Origin of the sequence: Streptomyces sp. DG1A-41, assembly GCF_037055355.1 — a bacterium.
GTDB lineage: Bacteria > Actinomycetota > Actinomycetes > Streptomycetales > Streptomycetaceae > Streptomyces.
Window position 1 is genome coordinate 4,349,947 of record NZ_CP146350.1, and the last position, 24,959, is coordinate 4,374,905.

General features: G+C 70.3%; 22 protein-coding genes and 3 pseudogenes. 9 read left to right on the forward strand and 16 right to left on the reverse strand.

From position 1 onward, the window contains the following. Positions 1-135: 135 nt before the first annotated feature. Together V8690_RS20280 and V8690_RS20285 are read right to left on the reverse strand one after the other, a co-directional pair. Positions 136-672, reverse strand: a complete 537-nt coding sequence (locus V8690_RS20280; RefSeq protein ID WP_338780833.1) for a hypothetical protein — start codon at positions 670-672, stop codon at positions 136-138. A gap of 248 nt (positions 673-920) precedes the next feature. Next, positions 921-1,067, reverse strand: a pseudogene (locus V8690_RS20285) (AAA family ATPase); the annotation flags it as partial. A gap of 195 nt (positions 1,068-1,262) precedes the next feature. Between V8690_RS20285 and V8690_RS20290 the strand changes: the two are divergent. Together V8690_RS20290 and V8690_RS20295 are read left to right on the forward strand one after the other, a co-directional pair. Then, positions 1,263-1,462 (forward strand): annotated as a pseudogene (locus V8690_RS20290) (IS6 family transposase); the annotation flags it as partial. A gap of 508 nt (positions 1,463-1,970) precedes the next feature. Then, entirely contained in the window at positions 1,971-2,612 is a 642-nt protein-coding gene (locus tag V8690_RS20295; protein WP_338780834.1) for a permease prefix domain 1-containing protein, read from the forward strand. A gap of 76 nt (positions 2,613-2,688) precedes the next feature. Here the strand turns inward: V8690_RS20295 and V8690_RS20300 are convergent, their stop codons facing one another. Continuing rightward, positions 2,689-3,009: a helix-turn-helix transcriptional regulator gene (locus tag V8690_RS20300; RefSeq protein WP_338780836.1), complete on the reverse strand. Its 321-nt coding sequence runs from the start codon at positions 3,007-3,009 to the stop codon at positions 2,689-2,691. 108 nt (positions 3,010-3,117) lie between these two features. Between V8690_RS20300 and V8690_RS20305 the strand changes: the two genes are divergently transcribed. Continuing rightward, complete coding sequence (locus tag V8690_RS20305) at positions 3,118-3,531, forward strand: hypothetical protein (protein WP_338780838.1); 414 nt, start codon at positions 3,118-3,120, stop codon at positions 3,529-3,531. Continuing rightward, on the forward strand, positions 3,528-5,039 hold the full coding sequence (locus tag V8690_RS20310; RefSeq protein WP_338780840.1) for a multicopper oxidase family protein: 1,512 nt from the start codon (positions 3,528-3,530) through the stop codon (positions 5,037-5,039). The genes V8690_RS20305 and V8690_RS20310 overlap by 4 nt, the downstream gene beginning before the upstream one ends. Positions 5,040-5,510: 471 nt before the next feature. Here V8690_RS20310 and V8690_RS20315 read toward each other — a convergent pair whose 3' ends face one another. Beyond that, positions 5,511-5,705 carry a hypothetical protein gene (locus V8690_RS20315; RefSeq protein WP_338780842.1) on the reverse strand — a complete coding sequence of 65 codons (195 nt, stop codon included), beginning with the start codon at positions 5,703-5,705 and terminating at the stop codon, positions 5,511-5,513. A gap of 216 nt (positions 5,706-5,921) precedes the next feature. Between V8690_RS20315 and V8690_RS20320 the strand changes: the two genes are divergently transcribed. Both V8690_RS20320 and V8690_RS20325 read left to right on the forward strand, forming a co-directional pair. Continuing rightward, the gene (locus V8690_RS20320; RefSeq protein WP_338780843.1) at positions 5,922-8,972 is read left to right on the forward strand and encodes an MFS transporter; all 3,051 of its coding nucleotides are present in this window, start codon (positions 5,922-5,924) and stop codon (positions 8,970-8,972) included. An 88-nt stretch (positions 8,973-9,060) separates the two neighbouring features. Further along, positions 9,061-9,882, forward strand: a complete 822-nt coding sequence (locus V8690_RS20325) for a YceI family protein (RefSeq protein ID WP_338780844.1) — start codon at positions 9,061-9,063, stop codon at positions 9,880-9,882. On the opposite strand, the gene V8690_RS20330 is transcribed toward V8690_RS20325, so the two are convergent. Together V8690_RS20330 and V8690_RS20335 are read right to left on the reverse strand one after the other, a co-directional pair. Further along, positions 9,865-10,566, reverse strand: a complete 702-nt coding sequence (locus V8690_RS20330; RefSeq protein WP_338780845.1) for a GAF and ANTAR domain-containing protein — start codon at positions 10,564-10,566, stop codon at positions 9,865-9,867. The two genes, V8690_RS20325 and V8690_RS20330, sit on opposite strands and share 18 nt — an antisense overlap. Positions 10,567-10,623: 57 nt before the next feature. Continuing rightward, positions 10,624-11,343 carry an ANTAR domain-containing protein gene (locus tag V8690_RS20335; RefSeq protein ID WP_338780846.1) on the reverse strand — a complete coding sequence of 240 codons (720 nt, stop codon included), beginning with the start codon at positions 11,341-11,343 and terminating at the stop codon, positions 10,624-10,626. A gap of 276 nt (positions 11,344-11,619) precedes the next feature. On the opposite strand from V8690_RS20335, the gene V8690_RS20340 reads away from it, so the two are divergent. Both V8690_RS20340 and V8690_RS20345 read left to right on the forward strand, forming a co-directional pair. Beyond that, the gene (locus V8690_RS20340) at positions 11,620-11,913 is read left to right on the forward strand and encodes an STAS domain-containing protein (RefSeq protein WP_338785407.1); all 294 of its coding nucleotides are present in this window, start codon (positions 11,620-11,622) and stop codon (positions 11,911-11,913) included. A gap of 10 nt (positions 11,914-11,923) precedes the next feature. Continuing rightward, the gene (locus V8690_RS20345; RefSeq protein ID WP_338780848.1) at positions 11,924-12,394 is read left to right on the forward strand and encodes a PPOX class F420-dependent oxidoreductase; all 471 of its coding nucleotides are present in this window, start codon (positions 11,924-11,926) and stop codon (positions 12,392-12,394) included. Positions 12,395-12,398: 4 nt separating this feature from the next. Here the strand turns inward: V8690_RS20345 and V8690_RS20350 are convergent, their stop codons facing one another. From V8690_RS20350 to V8690_RS20390, 9 genes and pseudogenes are all read right to left on the reverse strand, one after another. Next, the gene (locus V8690_RS20350) at positions 12,399-12,938 is read right to left on the reverse strand and encodes a hypothetical protein (RefSeq protein WP_338780849.1); all 540 of its coding nucleotides are present in this window, start codon (positions 12,936-12,938) and stop codon (positions 12,399-12,401) included. 291 nt (positions 12,939-13,229) lie between these two features. Then, positions 13,230-13,988 (reverse strand): TetR/AcrR family transcriptional regulator, encoded by a 759-nt coding sequence (locus V8690_RS20355; RefSeq protein WP_338780851.1) that lies wholly within the window; start codon positions 13,986-13,988, stop codon positions 13,230-13,232. Between the two features lie 111 nt (positions 13,989-14,099). Then, positions 14,100-15,596 (reverse strand): MFS transporter, encoded by a 1,497-nt coding sequence (locus tag V8690_RS20360; RefSeq protein WP_338780854.1) that lies wholly within the window; start codon positions 15,594-15,596, stop codon positions 14,100-14,102. A gap of 104 nt (positions 15,597-15,700) precedes the next feature. Beyond that, positions 15,701-17,932 (reverse strand): glycosyltransferase family 39 protein, encoded by a 2,232-nt coding sequence (locus V8690_RS20365; protein WP_338780856.1) that lies wholly within the window; start codon positions 17,930-17,932, stop codon positions 15,701-15,703. Continuing rightward, positions 17,929-19,353, reverse strand: a complete 1,425-nt coding sequence (locus V8690_RS20370) for a bifunctional glycosyltransferase family 2/GtrA family protein (protein ID WP_338780857.1) — start codon at positions 19,351-19,353, stop codon at positions 17,929-17,931. The genes V8690_RS20365 and V8690_RS20370 overlap by 4 nt, the downstream gene beginning before the upstream one ends. A gap of 14 nt (positions 19,354-19,367) precedes the next feature. After that, positions 19,368-20,969: a HAMP domain-containing sensor histidine kinase gene (locus tag V8690_RS20375; protein WP_338780859.1), complete on the reverse strand. Its 1,602-nt coding sequence runs from the start codon at positions 20,967-20,969 to the stop codon at positions 19,368-19,370. After that, positions 20,966-21,706 (reverse strand): response regulator transcription factor, encoded by a 741-nt coding sequence (locus tag V8690_RS20380; protein WP_338780861.1) that lies wholly within the window; start codon positions 21,704-21,706, stop codon positions 20,966-20,968. Before V8690_RS20380 ends, V8690_RS20375 begins: the two co-directional genes overlap by 4 nt. A gap of 262 nt (positions 21,707-21,968) precedes the next feature. Continuing rightward, positions 21,969-22,844, reverse strand: a complete 876-nt coding sequence (locus V8690_RS20385) for a DUF2797 domain-containing protein (protein ID WP_338780862.1) — start codon at positions 22,842-22,844, stop codon at positions 21,969-21,971. A 46-nt stretch (positions 22,845-22,890) separates the two neighbouring features. Then, positions 22,891-23,303: pseudogene (locus tag V8690_RS20390) on the reverse strand (HGxxPAAW family protein). Between the two features lie 102 nt (positions 23,304-23,405). Between V8690_RS20390 and V8690_RS20395 the strand changes: the two are divergent. Further along, positions 23,406-23,882: a MarR family transcriptional regulator gene (locus V8690_RS20395; RefSeq protein WP_338780863.1), complete on the forward strand. Its 477-nt coding sequence runs from the start codon at positions 23,406-23,408 to the stop codon at positions 23,880-23,882. Between the two features lie 120 nt (positions 23,883-24,002). On the opposite strand, the gene V8690_RS20400 is transcribed toward V8690_RS20395, so the two are convergent. Next, entirely contained in the window at positions 24,003-24,740 is a 738-nt protein-coding gene (locus V8690_RS20400) for a VOC family protein (protein ID WP_338780864.1), read from the reverse strand. Between the last annotated feature and the right edge of the window lie 219 nt (positions 24,741-24,959).

Genomic DNA, 24,959 nt, shown 5'->3' on the forward strand with positions numbered 1-24,959 from the left:
AACGATGCCGTTCGTCCATGGATACGGTGCCGAGGACGTGGTCGGTGGCTTCTCCCACCGGTACAAACGTCGGCTCCCACGTCCTGGAGACGCCACTGAACGTTTCACCTGCCCACTTCCGTCGTGGCCGGACGGTCAGCGTGGGATCAGCGTGCCCTCTCCGGTGACCGTCAGGCGCACCTGGGAGCCGTCCGGCGAGCAGTTGCGGCCGTTGGAATAGGTGGGCTGCGGGGTGGTGGTACTGATCTGCCGGTCGAGCACGGTGGCGCCCCGCTGGTTCTTGAATACCAGCGTGACCTGTATCGGCTTACGTGACGGGAGGTCCCGTATGACCACGAAGCCAGGCCAGGGGAGAGAAGGCTCGGGGTTTTCCGGGGCCCTCGCTGCCGGAGGTTCTGTGGCGGTAGCGGATTCCGTGGTCAGTACGGGGTTTCCTGGGGTCGCCGGTTCTTCCGGCCAGGTGTCCAGCTGCAGCGTGCGCTTCCGGCATGTGCCGTCCCAGCAGGCTGTGAGGGTCGCGTCGGCCACGCTGTTCGCCAGGTCCGGGTGGACAGCGACCCGGATCCCGGCCGGCGTGTCGATCAGGGTGCAGATGTCTTGCGTGTAACCTCCGCACGCGGTCAGCAGCGCCAGAGCCGCCAGGGGAACCGCCAATCCGATGTTGCGTCCCACGCTGGCTCCTCGGCAACCGTCTGCGTCTTGATCATGGCCACTCACGATGGCACAGCAGCTGTAGCACGTCGCTCGACCTATGCTGTCACGTGCCATCCTCTCTCCTGTTGCTGAGTCAGGGCCGCGCGGGGCGTGGCTGGAACAGCGGAAGCGATGGCCCCGTGTGGCCGGTGGCATGAACACGGGTCGGCCACAGCGCGCGGCCGTCTTGCTCCTGGGTGTACGCCGACACCAATGAGGTGATCCGGTCAGCCTGCGGAGGTGTTCTGGGCTCGGGCGGCCCGTGTGCCGGCGAGTCGGTAGGACGCGGTGCCCGTCTCGATGATGTTCCCGCCGAAGGTGAGACGGTCGACGATGGCCGCACAGAGCCGCGGATCGGTGACCGTCCTGGTCCAGTCATCTGGGGCCGGCACTTGTTCCCTCACAAGGGTCGCTGCTGCCACCTGGCCGTTCCCGTTCCTGCGGTCCTCGTCGGGGCACTGTCACGTTGGCTGACCGGTTGCATGATCTTAGGGTTGATCGACCCGGGAAGGTTCGTCCGTGGGGAGCGCGTCGCCGTCGTGCAAGGGGCTCCGGTACCCGGTGGAGGTCGGCAGCGCGAACGCGCTGTGAAGGGTTTCCACAGCACCGGCGGGGCCCAGCGGTTCCCGTCCGCGTTCAGCGGCATCTCACCCCGCTTCCGGCCCCGCCGCCATCTGATGCCCGCACACGACCACCGAGCCGATATGACCGTCCGCTTCGCAATCTGGAGCACATCACCGGAGTCGCCGGTCTCTCCACCACGGCCTGAGCACAGCCCGGAACCGGGCTCCAGCACGCCGCAACACACCATCAGACACCTACCACGCAACAACGTGACAGCGCCCGGCTGTCCCTGAAACGGGAACGCGGGAGTCCCGGTGACGTCGCGTCCCGTGCGCACGCGGTAGCGGATCCGCGTGCCTGAAGGTCCCGAGGCACGAATGGTTCCCCAGGGGATCGTCTGACCGGTCTTGAGGGCGGTGAAGTTGCGGTTTTCGGTGACGAGGTCGAGATTGATGCGTTCAGGCGTCGGCTGAGCGTGAGGGTGTCGCGAGGTTCGAGGATCTCGACGGTGGCCTGCTTCGCGACCGCCAGGTGCAGCTGCTCCAAGCGGTCGCGGCCAATGATCGCGGTCTTGTCCCGAACGGCCACGACGACACCTCGTCCCCCACGACCGTAGTTGAACTGGGGCGCGGTGTGAGGGCAGGAAGGCGAGGACTGACGCTCCGGGACATCCCTGATGCGGTCGCGATGCCGCAACCGGCACAATTCACAGCATGGCAGATCCACGTTCCGACTACCTCGCGCGCCTTGACGCCGCGCTCGTCGGCCCTGGGCGCACCCGCCGCAGCCTGGTGCGCGAGGCGGCGGATCATTTGGATGACGCCACCGAGGCGCTGGTCGCAACCGGTTACGACGAGGATTCCGCCGCACGTCAGGCGGTCGTCGATTTCGGCTCGGTGCCGGACATCGCGGCGTCGTTCCAGACGACGCTGGCTGTGGCCGCCTCCCGACGTACAGCGTGGCTCCTTCTGCTCGTTCTCGGCTACCAGCCGATTCTTTGGGACTCCGGTTTCAACCTGGCCTCGAACAGCGCCGACGCCCGCTCCGACACGTGGTTGTTCCACTTGCTTGACAACACGATCGAGGCAGGCAGTTGGATTGTCCTGGCCGGCGCACTGCTCCTGCTCGTGGCCACCGGGATCGGCAGCCGATGGTGGTTCAATGGTCGAGCCACAGCGCGATTCACCGGCGCCTTCGCACTCGCCGCCACAACGTTCGTACCTCTTACCAGTGTCACGATGATCGTGACGGCCGACAGCGCCAATGCCGGGCTCTGGGTGCTGGCGCTCACCCTCGTGGTGTTGCCGCTCGCGGGCGTCGCGGTATCTGCCCGGCGTACCCTGGCGGCCAGCTGATCCCTCCTGAAGCACGCAGGACCCGGCTGATGCGACGGCGGATTGGCATGACGGAGCGGGACGCCTTTGCCGGGGGCTAGCCCGGGCGGAGCACGGCCTCGACGACACTGGCGAGGCCCCGCCAGGCGGCACGTTCAGCCCGCAAGGACCGGTGTCCGGCCGGGGTCAGGCTGTAAGTCCGGCGCTTGCGCCCACTGACCGTGCTCCACGCGCTGACGAGCAGTCCCGCGGCCTCCAGGCGCCGCAGTGCCGGGTACAGCGTCCCGGTGGCGAGATCGAGCGCGCCGTCGCTGCGCGCCGCCAGTTCCTCGGAAATGGCATAACCATGCAGGCCGCCGCCTTCCAGGATCGCGAGGATCAGCGCGTCCAGGTGCCCGCGTAGCGCATCCGCCTTCATGGCAACAGAGTACGGGCCTGGGTTCATAGATAGACAGCCTACATGTAGTGTGTTTATCTATCGCCCGTTGAACCGCAGAAGAGCACCACGGACGCGACGGGACGGACGATGCCAACCACCACTCTTTGGCTGCTCAGAGCGACTTTGTCGCTCCACGCCGCCCTGGCGCTCACCCAGCCGGTGTCAGCCGGCAGCTATCTGTCCGGCAACTTCGACATCCTGGCGACGCATGGGAACAGCGGCGTCCTGCTGATAGCGGCTACTGCCGGGTGGGGCGCCGCGGCGGTCGCGTACATAGCGGCAAACCGTGGGGCCAGGTGGCCGCTGCTCCTCCTCGTCCCCATCGTCTTCATCGCGGAGGGAATCCAGATCGGCATGGGGCACCAGCGCAACCTGGCGGTGCACATCCCCCTGGGGGTCTTGATCGTGCTGACGGCGGTGCTGCTCGCCGCCTGGTCCTTCACGTCGTGGGCCCGCCCGCAGCGGCGCATGACGCAGGCCGCACCGGGAGAGGAACGATGACGATCTCGCGCCGGAGGTTCCTGGGCCTCGCTGCCGGAGTGGGCGCCGCCGCGACCGGCTGCTCGATCTCCACGCCGACCTCCACCGGCCAGCTCTTGCCCAGCGGTATCGCGCTGCCCCGGCCGTTCACCGCGCCCTTGCCGCCGATGCCGGTCCTCCGGCCGTCGTCGGCGTCCGGTGGGCGCGACGTGTTCGATCTCGCGCAGCGCCCGGCGACTATAGAGCTACTGCCCGGAGTCCGCACGGACCTGCTGACGTACGGCGGCACCTTTCCCGGGCCGTTGCTGGAGACGCGCAGCGGCCGGCCCGCGGTGGTGCGACACCGCAACGCACTCGACGTACCGGTTTCGGTACACCTGCACGGGGGCCACACGCCCGGCACGAGTGACGGCTACCCCACCGACCTGGTGCACCCCGGCGAGAGGCGCGACTACGCCTACCCGATGAGGCAGCGGGCGGCGATGCTCTGGTACCACGACCACCGCATGGACTTCACCGGCGAGCAGGTCTACCGCGGCCTTCTGGGAGTACACCTCGTGCGCGACGACGAGGAGGACGCCCTGCCGCTGCCCCGCGGCGACCGCGAGGTGGTGCTCGCGATCGTGGACCGTTCCTTCGACGAGCACGGCCAGCTCCACTACCCGTCCTCTGACCCGGGCGGGCATGCCCACCATCACGCTGACACCCCGGGCGTCGACGACGCCCACATCGAGGGGGTGCTCGGCGACGTGATGCTTGTGAACGGGGCTGCTTGGCCGGTACTGGAGGTGGACGCCGCCCGCTACCGGCTGCGCCTGCTCAACGGCTGCAGTTCCCGACGCCTCGACCTGACGCTCGACCCGCCGCCCCCTGCCGGCGCGATGTTCACGCAGATCGGCTCGGACGGTGGGTTGCTCGCCACGCCGGTCGCACACGAGCACCTGCTGATGGCGCAGGCGGAACGGTTCGACGTCCTCGTGGACTTCTCGAAGTATCCCGTCGGCACCCAGGTCACACTGCGCAACCGGTTCGGCTCCGGCCCGATGGGCGCCGTGATGCGGTTCGTGGTCGCGCGCCGCGCCGGCGACGACAGCGCACCAGCGGATCGTCTGCCAGATCGGCTGTCGGAAATCGAGCCGCTCGACACCACCAATGCCCGGGTACGCGAGTGGGCGTTCACCCGCGGTGAGGTGCACGGCAGGTCGGGCTGGGTGATCAACGGTGAACCCTTCGACCCGGAGGTGATGGCAGCCACGGTGCCACTCGGCAAGACGGAGATCTGGCGCTTCCGCACCGACCTGCACCATCCCGTGCACGTGCACCTGGACCCCTTCCAGGTCATCGGACGGGGGACCTCCCGGGGCCCAGGACCGTTCGACCACGGCTGGAAGGACACCGTCGACGTTCGGCCTGCCGAGCACGTCGACGTCGCAGTGCGGTTCACCGACTACGCGGGCCGCTACGTCATCCACTGCCACAACCTTGAGCACGAGGACCGCATGATGATGGCTGCGTTCGCTACCGCCTGACCACAAATGGCGCGGCATCCCCCTGCTACGACAGGGCCGGCGAGTCCTACCAGGTGGCTTGGCGAAGGTCAGGACGCCGCCGTGCCGACGCGGCCGTCCGCCCTTCGGCCCGGAGCGGGCGGGGCCGGGGTCGCGGAGCTTTCCTCGGATGTGCAGTGGTGCACGGCGGCGCCGAAGGTATCACAAAGATCATCACCCGCACCTCGCCAGGGCGAACGTTGCCTGATGCGGCATTAGATGCGGGCAGTCGTGCCGCTTGGGGCGGCACGGGTGGGCGCAGCGGCACCCCGCTCCGCCGGGTTGCGGATCCCCCGTACCCCGGCAGCCGCTGGCGGCACCCCGTCCCGCCTGGCGGCGCGACGCCCCGCCCCAGGGACAACGCCGGGCGACCGGTCAGCGCCGAGCCGCGCAACCGGCCTGAACACCGCTGCCGGTTTCAGGAAACCCGCCGTACGCGCCGCACGGCCGGCGTCATCCCAGCGCCAGCCAAGCCACCGCCGCGACAACCGCGATGGCGACAACGACTCCGAGGATGAGACCGATGCGCGGCCCGCCGCTCGTCGGCGGGGCCTGCCGTCCCTGCGGCGCCTCGTCGACGAACGCGCGGAACATCTGGGTGCTGCCGGCGGGGTCGTGGTTGCCCTGCGGGGCCTGGTTGTTAGCCATGGCCCGAGACCCTAGCGAAAACGTCGGGGCTCCCCAAGTGGGGGTTGGCATTCCGCTTGAGGCCACCCGACCTCCGCCGCCAGGCTCATCACCTGCACATTTACTGCCGCAATGCTTGCCTTTGCCAAGTTTTTATGCCGCACCTCGCCCCGTTTATTTGCCTTCAGCAACCAACAGATCCTATGGTTGCCCTAAGCAACGAAAGCGGGAGGTGTCATGGCCGAGAGGGCGCAGTACGAAGAGCTGGTCCGCCAGTTCAGTGCCTTCGGCGCCGTGAAGCGGGAGCTCGGCCGGATCATGCCGGCCGACTGCCCCGGCGGTTCGGCGGCCGTACTGACACTGCTGGGCCGCCACGGCGACATGCGCATGAGCAAGCTCGCCGAGCTGCTCGCGGTGGACATGTCGGTCACCAGCCGCCATGTCGCGCACGTCGTGGCCCGGGGCTGGATCGAACGCTCCCCCGACCCCGCGGACAAGCGCTCACGCATCCTGCGCCTCACCCCCGCGGGCCACGCTCAGCTCGACGAGCTGTCCCGGCGAACCACCGAGGTCCTCGCCGAGCGCCTGAGCGACTGGACCGACGAGGACGTCGGCCGGCTCACGGACCTGATGGCACGGCTGAGGGAGAGCTTCGACTGCCAGCCGCACCCCGGGCGACACCACTCGCTGTCGAACAGACCACCCGTACACCCGCAAGCACGTAAGAAAAGGAAGCCCATGGCAACGACCACACCAGCCGGTGTGCGGGCTCATGCCAAGCACGGGGGAGGCTCCCACGGCTCCTCCGGCGGCGGCGCTCCGATGACGCACCGGCAGATCATGGAGGCCCTCACCGGTCTCCTGCTCGGCATGTTCGTCGCGATCCTGTCGTCGACGATCGTCTCCAACGCCCTGCCCCGGATCATCGGCGACCTAGGCGGCGGCCAGAGCGCCTACACCTGGGTCGTGACCGCGTCCCTGCTGACGATGACCGCGTCCACGCCGCTGTGGGGCAAGCTCGCCGACCTGTTCTCCAAGAAGCTCCTGATCCAGCTCGCCCTGGTCGTCTTCGTGCTGGGCTCGGCGGCGGCCGGCATGTCGCAGAACCCGGGCATGCTCATCACGTTCCGCGCCGTCCAGGGCATCGGCATGGGCGGTCTGTCCGCGCTGGCCCAGATCATCATGGCGGCGATGATCTCGCCGCGTGAGCGCGGGCGATACAACGGCTACCTGGGCGCCGTGTTCGCCACGGCCATGGTCGGCGGTCCGCTGGTCGGCGGTGTCATCACCGACACCGACTGGCTCGGCTGGCGCTGGTGCTTCTACGTCGGCGTGCCGTTCGCCGTGATCGCCCTGATCGTGCTCCAGAAGACCCTGCACCTGCCGGTCGTGAAACGGAAGGTCAAGGTCGACTGGGCCGGCGCCTTCTTCATCACCGCGGCCGTCTGCCTGCTGCTGGTCTGGGTGACCTTCGCCGGTGACAAGTACGACTGGATCTCGTGGCAGACCTACGCGATGGTCGGTGGCTCGGTCGTGCTGCTGGCGCTGTTCGTCCTGATCGAGGCGAAGGCGAGCGAGCCGATCATCCCGCTGCGGCTGTTCCGCAACCGGACCATCGCGCTGGCGTCGCTGGCCTCGCTGTTCGTCGGTGTCGCGATGTTCGCGGGGACCGTCTTCTTCAGCCAGTACTTCCAGCTGGCCCGGGACAAGTCGCCGACGATGTCCGGCGTCATGACGATCCCGATGATCGCGGGCCTGTTCGTCTCCTCCACCGTCTCCGGCCAGGTCATCACCCGGACCGGACGCTGGAAGGGCTGGCTGATCGGCGGCGGTGTGCTGGTGACCGCGGGTCTCGGGCTGCTGGGCACGATCCGGTACGACACCGAGTACTGGCACATAGCGATCTTCATGGCGCTGCTGGGTCTCGGCATCGGCATGATGATGCAGAACCTGGTGCTGTGCACGCAGAACCAGGTGGAGCCGGGTGATCTCGGTGCCGCGAGCTCCACGGTGACCTTCTTCCGGTCCCTCGGCGGTGCGATGGGCGTCTCCGCCCTGGGTGCGGTCCTGGCCAACCGGATCACCGACTACGTCAAGGACGGTCTCGCCGGCCTCGGCCCCGAGGGCGCGGCCCTCGGTCACGCCGGCACGGGCGAGGGCAACATCCCCGACCTGAGCGCGCTGCCCGCGCCGATCCGCACGGTCGTGGAGAGCGCCTACGGCCACGGTGTCGCGGACGTGTTCCTCTACGCGGCCCCGCTGGCGCTGCTCGCGCTGCTGGTGTCGCTGTTCATCAAGGAGGTCCCGTTGAAGACGAAGGGCGGGCTGGCGCAAGCGGCGGCGGACACCGACGCCCGCCCGGAGGCTCCCGCCGAGGAGGCCGCCCAGGCTCCCACCGCGGACAAGGCCGTGCCGAGCTGGGCCGTGGCGGACACCGAGGCCGCCGGCGGCACCGGGCCCGAGGGCACGCAGCGGCTCGCCGCCGTCGCCACGGCGGTCCGGGCCGAGGAGCCCGCGTCCGGTGAGGGCGGCGTGCCGGTCCGCGGCTTCGTCCGCGGCAACGAGAGCGCGCCCGTGCCGCAGGCCGCCGTCACGCTGATCTCGCTGGCCGGACGCCAGCTGGGCCGGTCCGTGGCGCAGTCCGACGGGTCCTACGCGGTGGACGCGCCGGGTGCCGGGTCGTACGTGCTGATCGCGTCCGCCGACGGCTACCAGCCGCAGGCGTCCACGGTCGTGGTGAACGGCGAGCCGGTCGCCTACGACATCCTGCTCAGCGGCACCAGCGGGCTGACCGGCCTGGTGCGGGCCGCCGGGAGCGGGCAGCCGGTCAAGGACGCGATGGTCATCGTGACCGACGTACGCGGGGATCTGCTGGCCACCCAGGCCACCGGTGACCAGGGCGAGTTCTCCTTCGCCGAGCTGGTGCCGGGGGCGGTGACCGTCGCCGTGAACGCCACCGGGTACCGGCCGCGCGCCCTGCCCGTCGAGGTGGGCGGCACCGGGGTCACCCGGGTCGAGATCGACCTGGACTCGGGCGCCCGCGTCCAGGGTGTCGTCCGCGCCCCGCACGGCCCGCTGGCCGACGCCCGGGTGACGCTGGTCGACCAGGCGGGCAACGTCGTCGGCTCGGCCACGACCGGGACGGACGGGGCGTACGCCTTCACCGACCTGGACGGCGGCGAGTACACCGTCATCGCCACGGGCTACCCGCCGGTGGCCACCGCCCTGACGGTCACGGGCCGCGGCACCGACGCCCACGACATCGAACTCGCCCACCCCGGCGAGTAGGACAAGCCCCGGCCCGTGGCGGTGGGCGCGCTCCGAGCGGAGGTGCGTCTGCTGCCGCGGGCCGGTTTCTTTTGAGGAGTGAGCTGAGATGGGACTGACCGCGAGGATCCGTACCCGGGACGGTTGGGCCGTGTCGCACGCGGTCGTCACCGTGGCCGACATGACCGGTGCGCAGGCGCTGCGGGCCGAGGCCGACGCGGAGGGCTCCGTACGGGACGCGACGCCGCTGGAGCCGGGGGCGTACACCGTCATCGTCACCGCCGTCGGATACGCGCCCGCGGCCTCGAGCGTGATCGTCACGGCGAGCGGCCGGGCCGAGGTCGGCACGGTGACGCTGGCGCGGCAGGGCGGCACCGAGCTGCCGCCGCCGGGGCCGTGGACCGTCGACCCGGTGCACTCCAGCGTGGCCGCCGTGGCACAGCACCTGGGCATCTCCAGTGTGCACGGCCGGTTCACGGAGTTCTCCGGCTCGATCGAGATCGCCCCGGACGACGTCACCAAGTCCCGTGTGGAGGCGGTGATCCGGGCCGCGTCCGTCGACACCGGCAACGGCATGCGCGACGGGCATCTGAAGTCGCCGGACTTCCTGGACGTCGAGCGGTTCCCCGAGATCACCTACCGGTCCACGGGACTCACGGCGACCGGGTCCGACCGGTGGACCGTGCACGGCGAGCTGGGCATGCACGGCGTCGTCCGGCCGGTCGACCTGGACCTGGCCTACCTCGGCACGGGCCCGGACCCCTGGGGCGGCACCCGCGCGGCCTTCCGTGCCACGACCGAACTGCACCGCGAGGACTTCGCGATGAACTACAACCAAATCCTCCAGGCGGGCATCGCCGCCATCGGCACGACGCTCAGGGTGGAGCTGGACATCCAGGCCGTGCAGGGCGAGTCACTTCCGGTTGGCTGAGCCGGGGGCGGAGACCTTCGCCACCAACTGGCCGCACAAGTCCCGGAGTTTGACGTTCCGGTGCTGCGAGGCGCGGCGCAGCCGCTCCAGCGCGTCACGGGCGTCGATCCGCTCCCGGGCCATGAGGATGCCGATCGCCTGGTCGATGACGCTGCGGGAGAGCAGCGCGGTGCGCACGTCGGCCGCCGACTGGCGCCGGTGTTCGATGCGCAGCGCCATGTCGATGGCGTCCCCCGCCCGGGCCGCGAAGGTCCGGGCCGTGTCCCCGCTCGTGCCGAGCACCCCGGGCCGCACGCCGTAGTAGTTGATCGCGGCCCCCGTCTCGCCCTCGAGGGCGAGCGGCACCGCCAGCACGCACCGGACGCCCTGGGTCAGCGCGTACCGCGTGTACGCCGGCCAGCGGGACTCCGCGGCCAGGTCGGGGGCGTACTGCTCGACGCCGGTCTCGGCGGCCTCGACGCAGGGGCCCGAGCCGTTCTCGTACTGCCGCTGGTCCAGGCCGCTGGGCAGGCCGCCGCTGCCGGCCAGGGTGAGCAGCCGGCCCGCGCGGCGCACGGTGATGCTGCACGCGGCGGCGCCGGACACCTCCTGCACCGCACGGTCGGTCAGATCGCGCAGCAGGGTGTCGAGACCGCTGCTGCGCACCATCGCCTGGTCCAGCGTGTCGGACGTCTCGGAGCTCATGACCGTACGGGTATCCCGTAGGCGTCCTTCGACGCCCCCGCCCTGACTCGGTGTGCCTCACGTGGAGTTGTGAGTGCCGACGATACGGCGGGCCAGATCGCGCAGCTTCACGTTCTCCCGCTGGGAGGCCCGCACCAGGCTCTCGAAGGCCGCGGCGGCGTCGATGCCCTGGCGCTCCATGAGGATGCCCGTGGCCTGGCCGATCAGGTCCCGGGTGTGCATGGCCTCGGTGAGCTGCTCGCGCACGGTCGCGGACTCCAGGGCGATGCTGACGTGCGTGGTGAACAGCCGCCCGATGCGCGTCGCGTCCTCGTCGAAGGCGCCCGGCTTGCGCGCGTAGGCCGTGAGCACGGTCAGTCGGCGGCGGTCGGCGCGCAGCCGCAGCGACAGCGCCGAGCGCAGCCCCAACGCCGACAGCACGTCCCAGCCGTCGTCCTCGCTGTCCGTTATCGCCGCCACCGGGTTGTTCCACAACTGGTCCCAGTGCCTGAGCGGTTCGCGGCCGCCGTGCCGGGCCTCGGCTGAGCGCACGACGTCGTCGGTCCAGGCGAGCGTACGGAGCTTGTTGCCGCGCTCGATCTCGGAGATGCCGGCGTGCTCGGCCCCGGGCATGATGTGCACGGCCAGCCGGACCGCCGTGCGCAGCGTGTTGTGCCGTGTGGGGGTCTCGTGCAGTTGCTGAGACGCCACCGTCAGGGCCTCGGCCAGCTCGAAGCCGACCTTAAAACGGGGCAAATCAGGAAACTCGGACGCAGCCACCACGAACCTCTTCGGCATGCACGACCATGGCCGTGCGCAGGAGAGCTCCGCAGCACATTCCCGACTGCGAGCACAGGACGAACAGCACTCTAGCTGCTCGATTGCGTCCAGGTGACGTCCGGCCGAGAGCCGCCACAGGCGCTTCCGCAGCCGCGCCCCGGCGTGGTGGAATGGGCCCGAGGGTCAGGAAGCGGCCTTACCGGAATCCGGACGAACGTCTGCCAGGTGAGTGCTGTGACCTTCTTCCCGAATCCCACCGAACCGCAGGACCTGCCCGGCCGCGTCCACCTCCCCATGCCCGCGGAGATCGACTTCTGCAACGCGGAGCAGCTGCTTCCGCTCATCATGTCCGAGGCCCGGGCCCGTGGTGACCGGCTGGAGGTGCTCGTCCTCGACCTTACCGCGACCAGCTTCATGGACTCCCAGGGCGTCCGCCTCCTCAACGACCTGCGCCACCGGCTGCGCACCGGGGCCCGCTTGCGCCTGGTGGCCCGGCCGGACGGTGTCGCGAGCCGCGTACTGGAGCTGACCGGCCTGCGCCGGGACGTCCCCGTGTACGACAACCTCGCGGAGGCCATGGCGTCGTAGGCTGCCTGGCATGGCACCGAACATCGCTACGAACACCCGCGTCTCCCTGGACGAGCTGCTCGACTTCGTACGCCCCCGGCACCACGCGATCCTGCTGACCCGGCGGGCCGACGGCGGCCCCCAGGGCTCGCCGCTGACCTGCGGGGTCGACGACTCCGGCCGGATCGTCGTCTCGACGTACCCGGAGCGGGCCAAGACCCGCAACGCCAAGCGGGACCCCCGGGTGAGCCTGATCGTGCTCAGCGACGACTGGAACGGCCCCTGGGTCCAGATCGACGGCACGGCCGAGGTCGTCGACACGCCCGACTCCGTCGAACCGCTCGTGGAGTACTACCGGAACATCGCCGGGGAGCACCCCGACTGGGACGAGTACCGCGCGGCCATGGTCAAGCAGGGCAAGTCGATCATCCGCATCACACCGGAGCGGTGGGGGCCGGTGGCGACCGGCGGGTTCCCGGCGCGGCTGGTCGAGGGGCAGTAGCTCCTCACCCCGACTGGTCGTCCCGCCGATTCAGCCGTACGCAGCCCCACGTGCCTGTCGCGACGGTCAGCGCTGCCAGGCCGCCGATCGTCCCTCTGTACGAGCCGGGGTCCAGGTCCGCTTCCGTGTCCTCGTCCTCCAACGGACCCGATGCGCCCTTGGGGTCGTACAGAACACGCAGTCTGTCGCCCGGCTCAACCAATTCCGGGTCGCAGCCGTCCGTCATCCGAGGTGAGATCTCCCGGCCGTCGCGGGTGCGGAGCGCGCACTTGTCGGTCTTGCCGTTCTCGACCTCGACCACGACGGCCTCGGTCCAACGGCCCCGCTTCTCCAGTCCCCGTTCGTCACCGGCCTTGTGGGTGATGATCGCCAGCACGACCGCGGCGGGGAGGGCAACGGTGAGCGCCGCGATGGCCGATTTCGGCGGCTTCTTGTGAGTGACGTGGCGGAGCAAGAGGGCCGGCACCAGGATGAGCGCCAGGGGTATCAGCAGCGCAGAGGTGACGAAGGCCGGGCCGCGCAGCAGGGCCGGCAGTGGCACCACCGGCGCGCACCACATCAGGGCCACCGCGGCCGCAACGCACGCGCTGTTGAACAGAAACCAGTGAATCGGGCCAGTACGGCGTCGGGGAGGGGCGTTCTCGGCCGGCCGGGCCGCTCGGTCGCCTCCTGCCGCGAGCCCGCGTATGTCCCTGGCCCCCGCCATGCGCTCCCTCTCCGTCCACGTCGGCCTGTCGACGGACGAGCGCACGGGGTGCGGAACCCGGGCTGATCGGCGAGGTCTCGTCGGGTGACGTGACGCCATGTGACCGATCGAGGGACATGACACGGCTTCTCATTCGCGGGCGACCATCGCCTCGATGCCCGCGATCAGCAGTTCCAGCGCGAACTCGAAGTCGCGCTCCAGCATCTCGGCGACCGTGTCACCGCCGCGCGCCGCCATGATCTCCTGGGACTCCTTGAGGACGTCGGCGGCCTGCGGGGCCGCGGTCACCGTGCTCAGGGCCTGCTGGAAGTACTCGTCCACGGTCATGCCGCCGGCCGCGGCCCGGGCGGAGAGATGGCCCTCCAGCGTGCCGTAGCCGTAGACGAACTGGAAGACGGCCGAGATCGTGCTCGTCAGGCGTTTCGCGGGCAGCCCGGTCCTTCGGACGACGCGCTGCACGACCCGTGAGAAGGCCAGGTTGTTGGGGCCGATGTTGAGGAAGACGCCGACCAGCGCGGACACCCAGGGGTGACGCACCAGCAGCGTCCGGTACTCCCGGGCGAGCGCCCGCACCTGGTCCCGCCAGTCCTCGTCGGCATCCGGATCGGGCAGCCGCATCTCGCCCATGACCTGGTCCAGGGCGAGTTCGAGGAGGTCGTCCTTGGTGTCGACGTACCAGTAGACGGACATCGCGGTGACGTTCAGCTCACCGGCCAGCCGCCGCATCGAGAACTTGGCGAGCCCCTCGGCGTCCAGCAGCCGGACGGTGACCTCGATGATGCGCTCACGGTCCAGCCCCGAGGGCTGCCCGCCGCCGCGCCGCCGGTGCGCTTTGCTTTCCAACCAGACGCTGGTCCGCGGCTGACTCTCCCGAGCCGCTTTCGCCATGGCGCACCTTCCTCGACGTGCTGATGCCGATCATGCTCTCAGGGGTGCGGCGAACTGCGCGACCAGCCACAACGACTCCGCACCCGCGAGACGACCGTACGCCCCGAGCCCTCAGGCGGATTCTGCCCGCTCAGCCCGCCGCAGCAACGCCGCCGCGACCAACCCCCCGGCCAGCACAGCCACCGCCCCCACCAACTGACTGGTCTCCAACCCGGAGGCGAACGCGTCAGAGATACGCGCCTTCTCCTCGGCACCGTCGGCCGCGGCCAACGCCGCCGGCAACGACGCCGCCGATACGGCGACCAGGGACGCGAACCGCGCATTGAGCACGGCACCGAGGACCGCCACACCGAGGCCGTTGCCGAATTCCGCGAGCGTTCCGTTGATCCCCGCTCCCACTCCCGCCTTCTCCGGCGGTATCGCGCTCATGATCGCGTTGGCCATGGCGGGCATCGACAGCGCCACACCCGCGCCCATCACGACCAGGCCGAGCAGCAACCCGCCGTACCCGTGCCCGCCGAGCAGCGCGATCGCCGCCAGCCCGGCCGACACCAGGGTCATACCGAGCGCGATGGCCCCCGGCGTACCGACCTTGAGGACCAGCTTCGCTCCGATCCCGGTGAAGTTGAGCGCGACCACGGTCAACGCCAGCGGCGCCGTCCGCAGACCGGCGTCCAGCGGCTCGTAGCCGAGCACGAACTGGAGGTGCTGGGTGAGCAGGAACAGCGAGCCCGTCATGCCGAAGGCCACGAGGATCGCGCCCGCGACCGCGCCCACGAACTTCTGGTTGCGGAAGAAGTGCATGTCGAGCATGGGGTGCTCGATCCGCAGCTCCCACGTCACGAACAGGCCGAGAACGGCCATGCCGATCAGCGCGGAGAGCAGCACCTGCCCGGACGTCCAGCCGTGCTCGGGGCCGGTGATGATCGCGTACACGACGGCCGTCATGCCGATGGTCGACAGCACCGCGCCGACCAGGTCGGGCCGGTCGCCCGCCTTGTGCTTGGACTCCGGTACGAGCGCGGCGACCGCGATCAGGCCGAGCACGGCGACCGGGATGTTGATCAGGAAAATCGCACCCCACCAGAAGTGATTCAGCATCACACCGCCGATCAGCGGCCCGGCCGCGAAACCGAGCGAACTGACCGTCGACCACAGCGCGATGGCCTTGACCCGCTCCTGGTCGTCGAAGATCTGCACGACGACGGCGAGGATCGTGGTCATCAGCAGCGCGCCGCCGACGCCCATGCCGGCGCGGGCCGCGATCAGCTGGGCCGGGCTCTGGGACAGTCCGGCCACCAGCGAGCCCACACCGAAGATCGCCAGGCCCGACATCAGCAGGAGCTTGCGGCCGTAGCGGTCGGCGGCGTTGCCCGCCGTGAGGAGGAGGCCGGACTGCACCAGTGAGTAGGCGTTCATCATCCACTGGACGTCGGCGGTGGTCGCGTCCATCTCGCGGGTGAGCGAGGGGATCGCCACGTTCAGGATCGTGTTGTCGAGCAGCACGGTGAGCTGCGCGAGGCAGACCACACCGAGGATCAGCCAGCGCTGGGGGTGGCCGCCGTGCGCGGTCTGCGGCGGGGCCTCTTCCTGTGGGGACATCGTCATGCTGTACACCGTAGAATAATTCCCATACGCCGTACAACAGAATATGCGAGTAACGGAGAGGGGCGGTGGCTCTCGTCCACCGCCCCTCTCCGGTCAGGGGACTGTCAGCTGCTCGCCTTCTGTGTGAGGTCGTAGAAGGTGGCCGAACCGACCGTGACCTTCTTGAAGTTGGCCTCGACCCAAGAGCTGATCCGGGAGGACGTGCCGTCGCTGCTGCCGCCCATGCCGCCGCCCGTGCCGGACGCGATGAAGAAGTGGATCTTCCCTTCCTCCACGTACTTCTTGAACTGGGCCAGGGTCGGGGACGGGTCCGTGCCGTTGAAGCCGCCGATGGCCATCACCGGGTCGCCGGTGGACAGCTGGTAACTCGCGGCGTTCTGGGCGCCGACGGCCGCCGCGACCCAGGTGTACTGGTCGGCGTCGGTCTCCAGCAGCTTCTTGGCTTCCGAGCCGACGCTGGCGCCGTTGAGCAGACCGCCGATGCCGCCACCGCCGCCCATGCGGCCCGTACGGCCGCCGTCGCCGGTCTGGCCGCCGGGGGTGGTGTTCTGGCCCTGCTGGTTCTGGCCCTGCTGGTTCTGGCCCTGCTGGTTCTGGCCCTGCTGGTTCTGGCCGCCGCCCGGGAACCCGCCGCCGGGGAAGCCGTTGCCCTGCCCACCCTGGGCGGTGCCGTTGCCGTTCTGCTGGTTCTGGCCACCGCCGGGGAAGCCACCACCGGGCCCACCGCCGCCGGGGGCGCCACCGCCACCCGGACCGCCCCGGCCGCCCGCGACCGCCGGACCCGCGGTGACGATCGAGCCCGTGTGCCCCTCGTTCACCGTGGTGAGCGTGTACGCCGCCGGACCGGCCAGCGCGGCGACCAGGCCCAACCCCGCTGCTCCCAGCGCCAGTCGCCGCCCCAGCCGGCCGGCGAAGATCAGGCCGAGGGCCGCCGTCAGACCGCCGACCAGGACGAGCCACTTCAGCCAGGGCAGGTAGTCGGAGGAGCGGTTGAGCAGGACGTAGCCCCAGGCCGCGGTGGCCGTCATGGCGGCCGCCAGGGTCAGTGACGCCCACGCCTTGTCACGCTTGTCCCAGAGCAGCGCCGAGCCCATGCCGATCAGCGGCGCGATGTAGGGGGCCAGCGCCACGGTGTAGTACTCGTGGAAGATGCCCTGCATGTAGCTGAAGACCAGCATGGTCGTGATCAGAGCGCCGCCCCAGACGAGGAAGGCCCCGCGCGTCGCCGACGTACGCCGTGCCCGGCGCCTGGCCACCAGGCCCGCCACGAGCAGGATCAGCGCGGCCGGGATCAGCCAGGAGATCTGGCCGCCGATGCTGGAGCTGAACAGACGGTCCCAGCCGGTCTCGCCCCAGTTGCCACCGCCGTTGCCGCCGCCACCGCCGCCTCCGACGCTGCCGGTCTCGTCGCCGTTGAGGCGGCCCAGGCCGTTGTAGCCGAATGTCAGTTCCAGGAAGCTGTTGTTCTGCGAGCCGCCGATGTACGGGCGGGAGGACGCCGGCCACAGCTCGACGATCGCGACCCACCAGCCGCCGGAGACGACCAACGCGACCGTGGCGAGGGCGAGTTGCCCGAAGCGCTTCTTCACCGAGACCGGTGCGCACACGGCGTAGACGAGGGCCAGCGGCGGCAGGATCAGGAAGGCCTGGAGGGTCTTGGCGAGGAAGGCGAAGCCGATGGCCACACCGGCCCACACCAGCCACTTCGTACGGCCGTCCTCCAGGGCCCGGATGACGAAGTAGCAGGCCACGGCCATCAGCAGGGCCAGCATCGCGTCCGGGTTGTTGAAGCGGAACATCAGCGCCGCGACGGGCGTGAGCGCCAGCACCGCGCCCGCGATCAGGCCGGCCGCGGGGCTGAACCGGCGGCGCACGGCCGCGTAGACGACGGCCACCGTGCCGACGCCCATGAGGACCTCGGGGACCAGGATCGCCCAGGAACTGAGGCCGAAGAGCCGTACGGACAGGGCCATCGGCCACAGCGCGGCCGGGGGCTTGTCGACGGTGATGGCATTGGCCGCGTCGAGTGAGCCGAAGAACAAGGCCTTCCAGGACTGGCTGCCCGCCTGAACGGCCGCCGAGTAGAAGGAGTTGGCGTACCCGGAGGCGCTCAGGCTGTAGAGGTAGAGCACCGCGGTCGCCAGCAGCAGGGCGAGGAAGGCCGGGCGGGCCCAGCGGGGGTCCTCGGGCCGGCCGCGCCACAGCCGGTGCGGCAAGGGCCGCTTGGGTTCCCCGGCGTCGGGAGCCGGTGCTGCTGTTGTCGGTTCCGGGGGGCGGGTCCCGGTTCCGGGACTCTTGTCTCTGTCGGCGATTCGCTGGTCGTAGTGGACGGTCATCGGAAGTCCCTCGCATCGGTGTCGTGGGGGCGCACCGGCAGCAGCTGCACGGTGGCGTCCGCCCAGGTGCCGTCCGCGGCTTCACCGGCGCGGAACCGGGTGGTGGGGTGTGAGGCGGTGGGGCGTGAGGCGGTGGGGTACGAGGCCGTGGGGTGTGAGGCGACCACCGGCGTCTCGCTGTCGCGCAGGTCCGGGAACACCCACGCCCGGAAGAGCAGGAAGCGCAGCACGGTCGCCGCGAGGTTGGCGGCGATGAGGACCGCCAGTTCGGTGGAGTGCGCGGGCTCGGACGTGGCCGCGTTGAGCGCGGCGAGCGAGCCGCTGGTCAGGGCGAGCCCGATACCGAAGACGACCAGGCCCTGCGCCTGGTGCCGTACGGCCCCGCCGCGTCCGCGCACCCCGAAGGTGAGCCGCCGATTCGCGGCGGTGTTCGCGATCGCCGAGACCAGCAGGGCGAGCGCGTTGGCGGCCTGGGAGCCGGTGAAGACGCGGAAGCCGCTGTAGAGGAGCAGGTAGAAGAGGGTGGAGAGGCCGCCCACGACGCAGAAGCCGACCAGCTGCCGGGCGAGGCCCCTCGGTACGTCCTTGATCTCACGGTCGCGCGGGTCGTCACCGAACGGCCGGGCGAGCCGGTCCAGCGGCAGCGAACCGGTGGCCAGGGCCCTGCCGACCCGCCACACGCCCTTGAGGTCGTCGGTCGCGGTCTTGACGATGTGCACGGTCGAGTCGGGGTCGTCGACCCAGTCGACCGGCACCTCGTGGATACGCAGCCCCGCGCGCTCGGCGAGCACCAGCATCTCGGTGTCGAAGAACCAGCCGGTGTCCTCGATCAGGGGCAGCAGCACCTGCGCCACGTCACGGCGGATCGCCTTGAACCCGCACTGGGCGTCCGAGAAGCGGGCCTGGAGCGAGCCGCGCAGGATGAGGTTGTAGGCCCGGCTGATGAACTCCCGCTTGGGGCCGCGCACCACGCGCGAGCTGCGGGCGAGCCGGGAGCCGATCGCGAGGTCCGAGTGGCCGGAGATCAGCGGCGCCACCAGCGGGAGCAGGGCGTTGAGGTCGGTGGACAGGTCCACGTCCATGTAGGCGAGGACGGGGGCGTCCGAGGCCGACCAGACGGCCCGCAGTGCCCGGCCGCGGCCCTTCTGCTCCAGGCGGAAGGTGGTGACCTCGGGGATCTCCGCCGCCAGCCGTGCCGCCACCTGCGGTGTGGTGTCCGTGGAGGCGTTGTCCGCGATCGTGATGCGGAACGCGTACGGGAAGGTGCGGGCGAGGTGCTCGTGCAGTCTGCGGACGCACGGCTGGAGGTCCTTCTCCTCGTTGTAGACGGGGATCACTACGTCCAGGACAGGCGTACCGGCTGGTGCGGCCGGGAGGTGCTCCCGCGCCGGCAGGGTGCCGGGAGAAGAGTCGGTTCGCATGGAACCGACTTTCGTCAGGCGCCCTGTTGTGCCCATGTGGTGACGCTGTGGCGTGCCTGTGAGTGCTGCTGCCGGCTGATGTCCGGCTGCGGCCGGGCCGGCAGCGCGGGCAGGTGCACCGTGAACACGGTCCGCCCGGGCACGCTGTCGACGGTCACGGCACCGCCGTGCGCGGTCGCCACGGCCTGCACGATGGCGAGGCCGAGTCCGGTCGAGCCGGTGGCACGGGACCGCGCGGAGTCGCCGCGCGCGAACCGTTCGAAGACGTGCGGCAGCAACTCGGCGGGAATCCCCTGCCCGTTGTCCTCGACGTCCACGCACAGCCAGGGGCCACGCCGCTGCACCCGCGCGGTGACGGTCGTACCGGGTGGTGTGTGATTGCGGGCGTTGCCGAGCAGGTTGACCAGGACCTGCTGGAGCCGGGCCGCGTCCGCGGACACGAGGGCGGGCTCGTCGGGCAGGTCGAGACGCCAGTTGTGGTCCTGGCCGGCCGCACGGGCGTCGCTGACGGTGTCCACCACGAGCGGTACGAGGTCGGTCTGCTCGAACTGCAACGGCCGCCCGGCGTCCAGCCGGGCGAGCAGCAGCAGATCCTCGACGAGCAGCGTCATGCGCCCGGCCTCGGACTCGATCCGCCCGAGGGCGTGCCGGGTGTCGGGCCCGACGTCCTCTCTGCCGCGCCTGGTCAGCTCGGCGTACCCGCGGATGGAGGCGAGCGGGGTCCGCAGCTCGTGACTGGCGTCGGCGACGAACTGCCTGACCCGCATCTCGCTCTGCTGCCGTGCGTGCAGGGCGCCGTGGACGTGGTCGAGCATCCGGTTGAGCGCGGCACCGACCTGGCCGACCTCGGTGTGCGGGTCGGTCTCGGAGTCGGGGACCCGCTCGCTGAGGTTCACCTCGCCGGTGTGCAGGGGGAGTTCGGATACCCGGGTGGCGGTGGCGGCGACGCGGCGGAGGGGGCGGGTGGCTACGCCGATGAGGACGTAACCGGCGATGGCGGCGGCGACAAGCCCGGCGCCGGTGACGCTCACCTCGACGAGGATGAGGGTGTTGATCGTGGTGGTGACCGACTCGGTGGGCAGGGCGACGTAGTAGCTGCCTCCGTCGGCCCCGGGGACGAACTGCACGCGGTACTCGCCGAGGCCGGGGATGTCGACGGTGTGCATTCCACTGGTCGGCACCTCGGCGAGGGCGGCCTTCTGCTCGTCGGTGAGGCTGACGGGCGTATTGCGCTGGAAGGGGCCGTTCTCGCGGGAGTCCTTGGCGTAGGCGGCCCGGGTGACCTTGCCGTCGGCACCAACCTCTGCGGCGATGGTCTCCGGCTGGGCCGGCCCCCTGATGAAGCCGGTGACCCTGTCGATCGAGTCGGTGTCCTCCTCGCCGCCGGGTTTCATGGGCCCCGACAGACGCTTGCCGGCTTCGTCGACCTGCCCGTTCAACTGCTCGTACAGATGCGATCTGAGGGCCAAGGTCGTCACCGTCCCGATCACCGCACACACCACGGCGATCAGCACCACGGACGCGACGACGAGCCGCGTCCGCAGCGTGCGCGGCTTGCCCGCTCGCGACAGCTTGCCCGCTCTGTGCTGCGTACTCGGCCGTCGCCGCCCGCTCATGACGCCGCGGGCTTGATCAGGTAACCGGCACCACGCCGGGTGTGGATCATCGGCTCCCGCCCCGCGTCGATCTTCCGCCGCAGATACGAGATGTACAGCTCGACGACGTTGGCCTGCCCGCCGAAGTCGTACGACCACACGCGGTCGAGGATCTGCGCCTTGCTGAGCACGCGCCGCGGATTGCGCATCAGGAACCGCAGCAGCTCGAACTCGGTCGCGGTCAGGTGGATGTTGTCACCGCCCCGGGTGACCTCGTGGCTGTCCTCGTCGAGGGTGAGGTCGCCGACGACCAGCATGGAGTCGGAGCGCCGGTCGGCGGCACCGGACCGCCGTATCAGCCCGCGCAGTCGCGCGACGACCTCTTCGAGGCTGAACGGCTTGGTGACGTAGTCGTCCCCACCGGCCGTCAGCCCGGCGATCCGGTCCTCGACGGCGTCCTTGGCGGTGAGGAAGAGAACCGGCACGTCGGGCAGCTCACGGCGCAGCCGGCCGAGAACCGCGAGCCCGTCCATGTCGGGCAGCATCATGTCGAGGACCACGGCGTCGGGCCGGAAGTCACGCGCGGTCTGGATGGCGCCCTGGCCGTCTCCGGCGCTCCGGATCTGCCAGCCCTCGTAACGGAGGGCCATGGACAGCAGCTCGGTGATCGACATCTCGTCGTCCACCACAAGCACTCGGACGGGGCTCCCATCCGGCCTCAGCAGTTCGGTGCGCCCTTGGGGCGAGGTCGTGGTCATGGTGGACACGATGTCGGGGTGCTCTGAGAGCACCCTTTCGACAACCTGTGATTTCCCTGAGAAACACACAGGCACTTCTCAGGGAACGCCTGGGAATGCCGGCATCCAGCGGGGTGGGGGCAGTGGCGGCCGCGGTGAGACGCGATGGTGAAGCTGTGGATCCGCTGGGCGGCCCGGCAGGACGTTCAACAGCGGGGGAGGATCAGCGGGCGGGGCATCAGCGGCCGAGGTTCATCAGCAGGCAGGCTCATCCGCGGGCGTTTCAGAACAACCCGTCCTGCATTCCCACCTCCTCCTTGAACCCCCTCACCGGAACGGTCAATTCCGTACCCTCGGCGGCAGGCACGAGCCCCCACCCGCTCATCAGCCGCGTATCCAGCACGACGACGCCACCCCCGGTCGCCAGATGCAGATCGGGCCCGGCAGCGGCCACGAGCTCCCCGCTCACGGCCCCACCGGCGACGAGCTCGGCCACCTCCCCGACGGCGACGGGCAGCCCGGCGAGCCCGAACACCTCCACGTGGTCGACAACGCGCAGAGGCTCCCGCACGAGCGACTCCGGCCACTCACACAGAGCGACCGCCCGCGCATGCAACTCGGCGACCTCGACGGCCCGGTCAGCCGCCGCCTCCGGAAGCACGGCCCGCACGGCCCGCTTCGCGACGTATGGAATCCGGTCGGGCACCCGCAGCGCGGCCCGCAACAGCTCCTCGGTGCGCCGAGCGGCCATGAGCGGCCCGACTCCGAGCCAGCTGAAGCACACGGCCCCCTGCTCGAGCAGCCGCGCGGAGCCCCGCTCCTCCGCCGTGATCCCGACCTTGACCATGCCGGGCCCGAACCACGCCAAGTACACGTGATACGGCCGTGGGTCGTCCGCGATCGTGTCGGCGGCCACGGAGTGCGCCCGGTCCAGCCGCGCACACTCCTCGCACCGCGCCCCCGTACTCCGCCCCGACACGGCCGCCCCCGTCGGGCACGCGTACCCCCGAGCCCCCACGCACGTCCGCACGCCCCCTTCCGCGACCTCGAAGGCCACCCGCTTTCCCCAGGTCAGCGCACTGCGCCGCCCGCCGTCCCACGCCAGCACGGGACCGTCCGCCGACCACCGCAGCCCCGAGCACTTCCACGCCTGTGCCATCTCTGTCGAGACTAGAGGGCACCACTGACAACGGCGTCCGCGCGCGTCAGCGCCCGGAGTCGGCCCCCACGGCTGCGGCCCCGGTCTCCCCGCCCACACTCACAGCGCCGCGCACGGAAACACCCCCGGCCACCTCCGCGGTGCGGCCCGAACCCGCCGGACGCCGCCGTCCGGCCAGCCGGCACCCGAGGCACGCGTCATGCCCGGCCCGCGCCTGCGAGTCCCGCACCCGCCACCCCCACTCCTCCCGGGGCCGGACCCCCGGGCCCTTCCCCAGCCGGCCAGGTGCAGCGCCCAGGTGACCAGCAGACCGACCACAGCGATCCCGAGCCCACCGGCGATCATCACACCGGAGACAAAACACACCCCCGCACCCGCCACAGCGGCCCCGACACTCGCGATGCCGGTTCCGACCCATCCCGCGACGGTATGCCCGTGGTCATACTGATGTGCGCTCATGCGCTGCCCCCTCCCATGAGGGCTCATGGAGACTGACCCCCGAACCCCTCACCCACTAAGCCTTTGACGAGCCAAACATCTCACGAACTAAGGGACCTGGGCATGCAAGCCAAGCCGCGTCCGGCCGCCACGCCGGAGCAGGCGCTGTCGGCGATGGACCGCCTCATCGCGACCCACCTGGTCGGACAGCACGAGATCGCCCAACAGGTAGGCCTGAGTGTGACCGACCTCACCTGCTTCGCCTACGTCATCGAGGCCGGTGAGAACCTGCCCACGGCCGGCGACCTGGCAGCCCGAGTCCACGTCACGACGGGCGCGGTCACCGGCATCCTCAACCGCCTGGAACGCGCCGGCTACATCACCCGCCGCCCCGACCCGACCGACCGCCGCCGCATCCGCGTAGCCGCCCGGCCCGACGCGGTCGCCCACGTCCGAGAGGTCTACGAGCCGTACTACGCCCGGCTCACGCAACTCTTCGCGGACTACTCCCCCGAGGAAATCGCCGTCCTGAACGACTGGTTCACCCGCGCGAGCACGCTGGCGGCGGACTACCTGGAGGAACACTGCCGCACTGACTGACCCAACCGAGAGAGGGGCCGGCCATGGAGTCGGCTTCTTCTGCCTTCGTGACGGCCGCGGAGTGATGCTGACCGAGTTTCAGCAGAACCTCGTCGTCGCCGTCGTGCGCCCCGCGTCGCGTCAGCCCCGGCCGAGGACGCAGAACTCGTTGCCCTCCGGGTCGGCCATGACGATCCAGGAGACGTCACCCTGACCCACGTCGGCCCGTACCGCGCCGAGGCCTTCGAGCCGGGCGACCTCCCGCGCCTGGTCCTCGACGGGGTCGGACATCACGTCGAGATGGATGCGGTTCCATACGACCTCGTCGTCGGGCGTGCGGCGGAACTCCAGGTACGGCCCGACGCCCTTGACGGAGCGCAGCAGGGCGCGGTCGTCCGTCAGCTCGTGGACGGTCCAGTCGATCGCCTCACCCCAGAACCGGACCATGACCCGTGGGTCGGCGCACTCGACGACCACGGCGGCTATCGGCCCGGTGTCCCGGTAGAGCGCCCGGGGCTCCAGGACGCTGAACACGTTGCCTTCCGGGTCGGCCATCACCGTCCAGGGCACGTCGCCCTGGCACACATCGGCGGGCGTGGCCCCGAGTTCCTTCAGACGTGCGACCAACTCCGCCTGATGGGCGTCGGAGGTGGTGGCGAGCTCGATGTGCACGCGGTACTTCACCGTCTCCGGGTCCGGGACACGGACGAGATCGATGCAGACGGCGGACGGGTCCGGCCAGTCGAAGCCCACGGGTTCCAGGTTGGTGACGCCGGGCCCTTCGCTGGAAACACCCCAGCCGAGCGCCTCCGCCCAGAACTGGCCGAGCGCCGAGTCGTCGCGGGCCTTGATGTTCACCTGAACAAGTTGCAGCGTCATGCCGCGTACCTTAGTGATCCCCCGTCGGGCAGACGTGCGAATTCATCGGTCGGTGCCGACGTCAGCCTCTACAGGCCGCTCGGCGACAAACGAGCCGAGGCCGACCTCGGCTCGGATGCCGAACGATCTTCGTCTGCTCGCCGAGCGCCTGACCGAAGCCCCGGCAGACGCACTCCGTGCGTGTCCCGGGTTGCTGCACTTCTCTGCCGTACCGCGGCC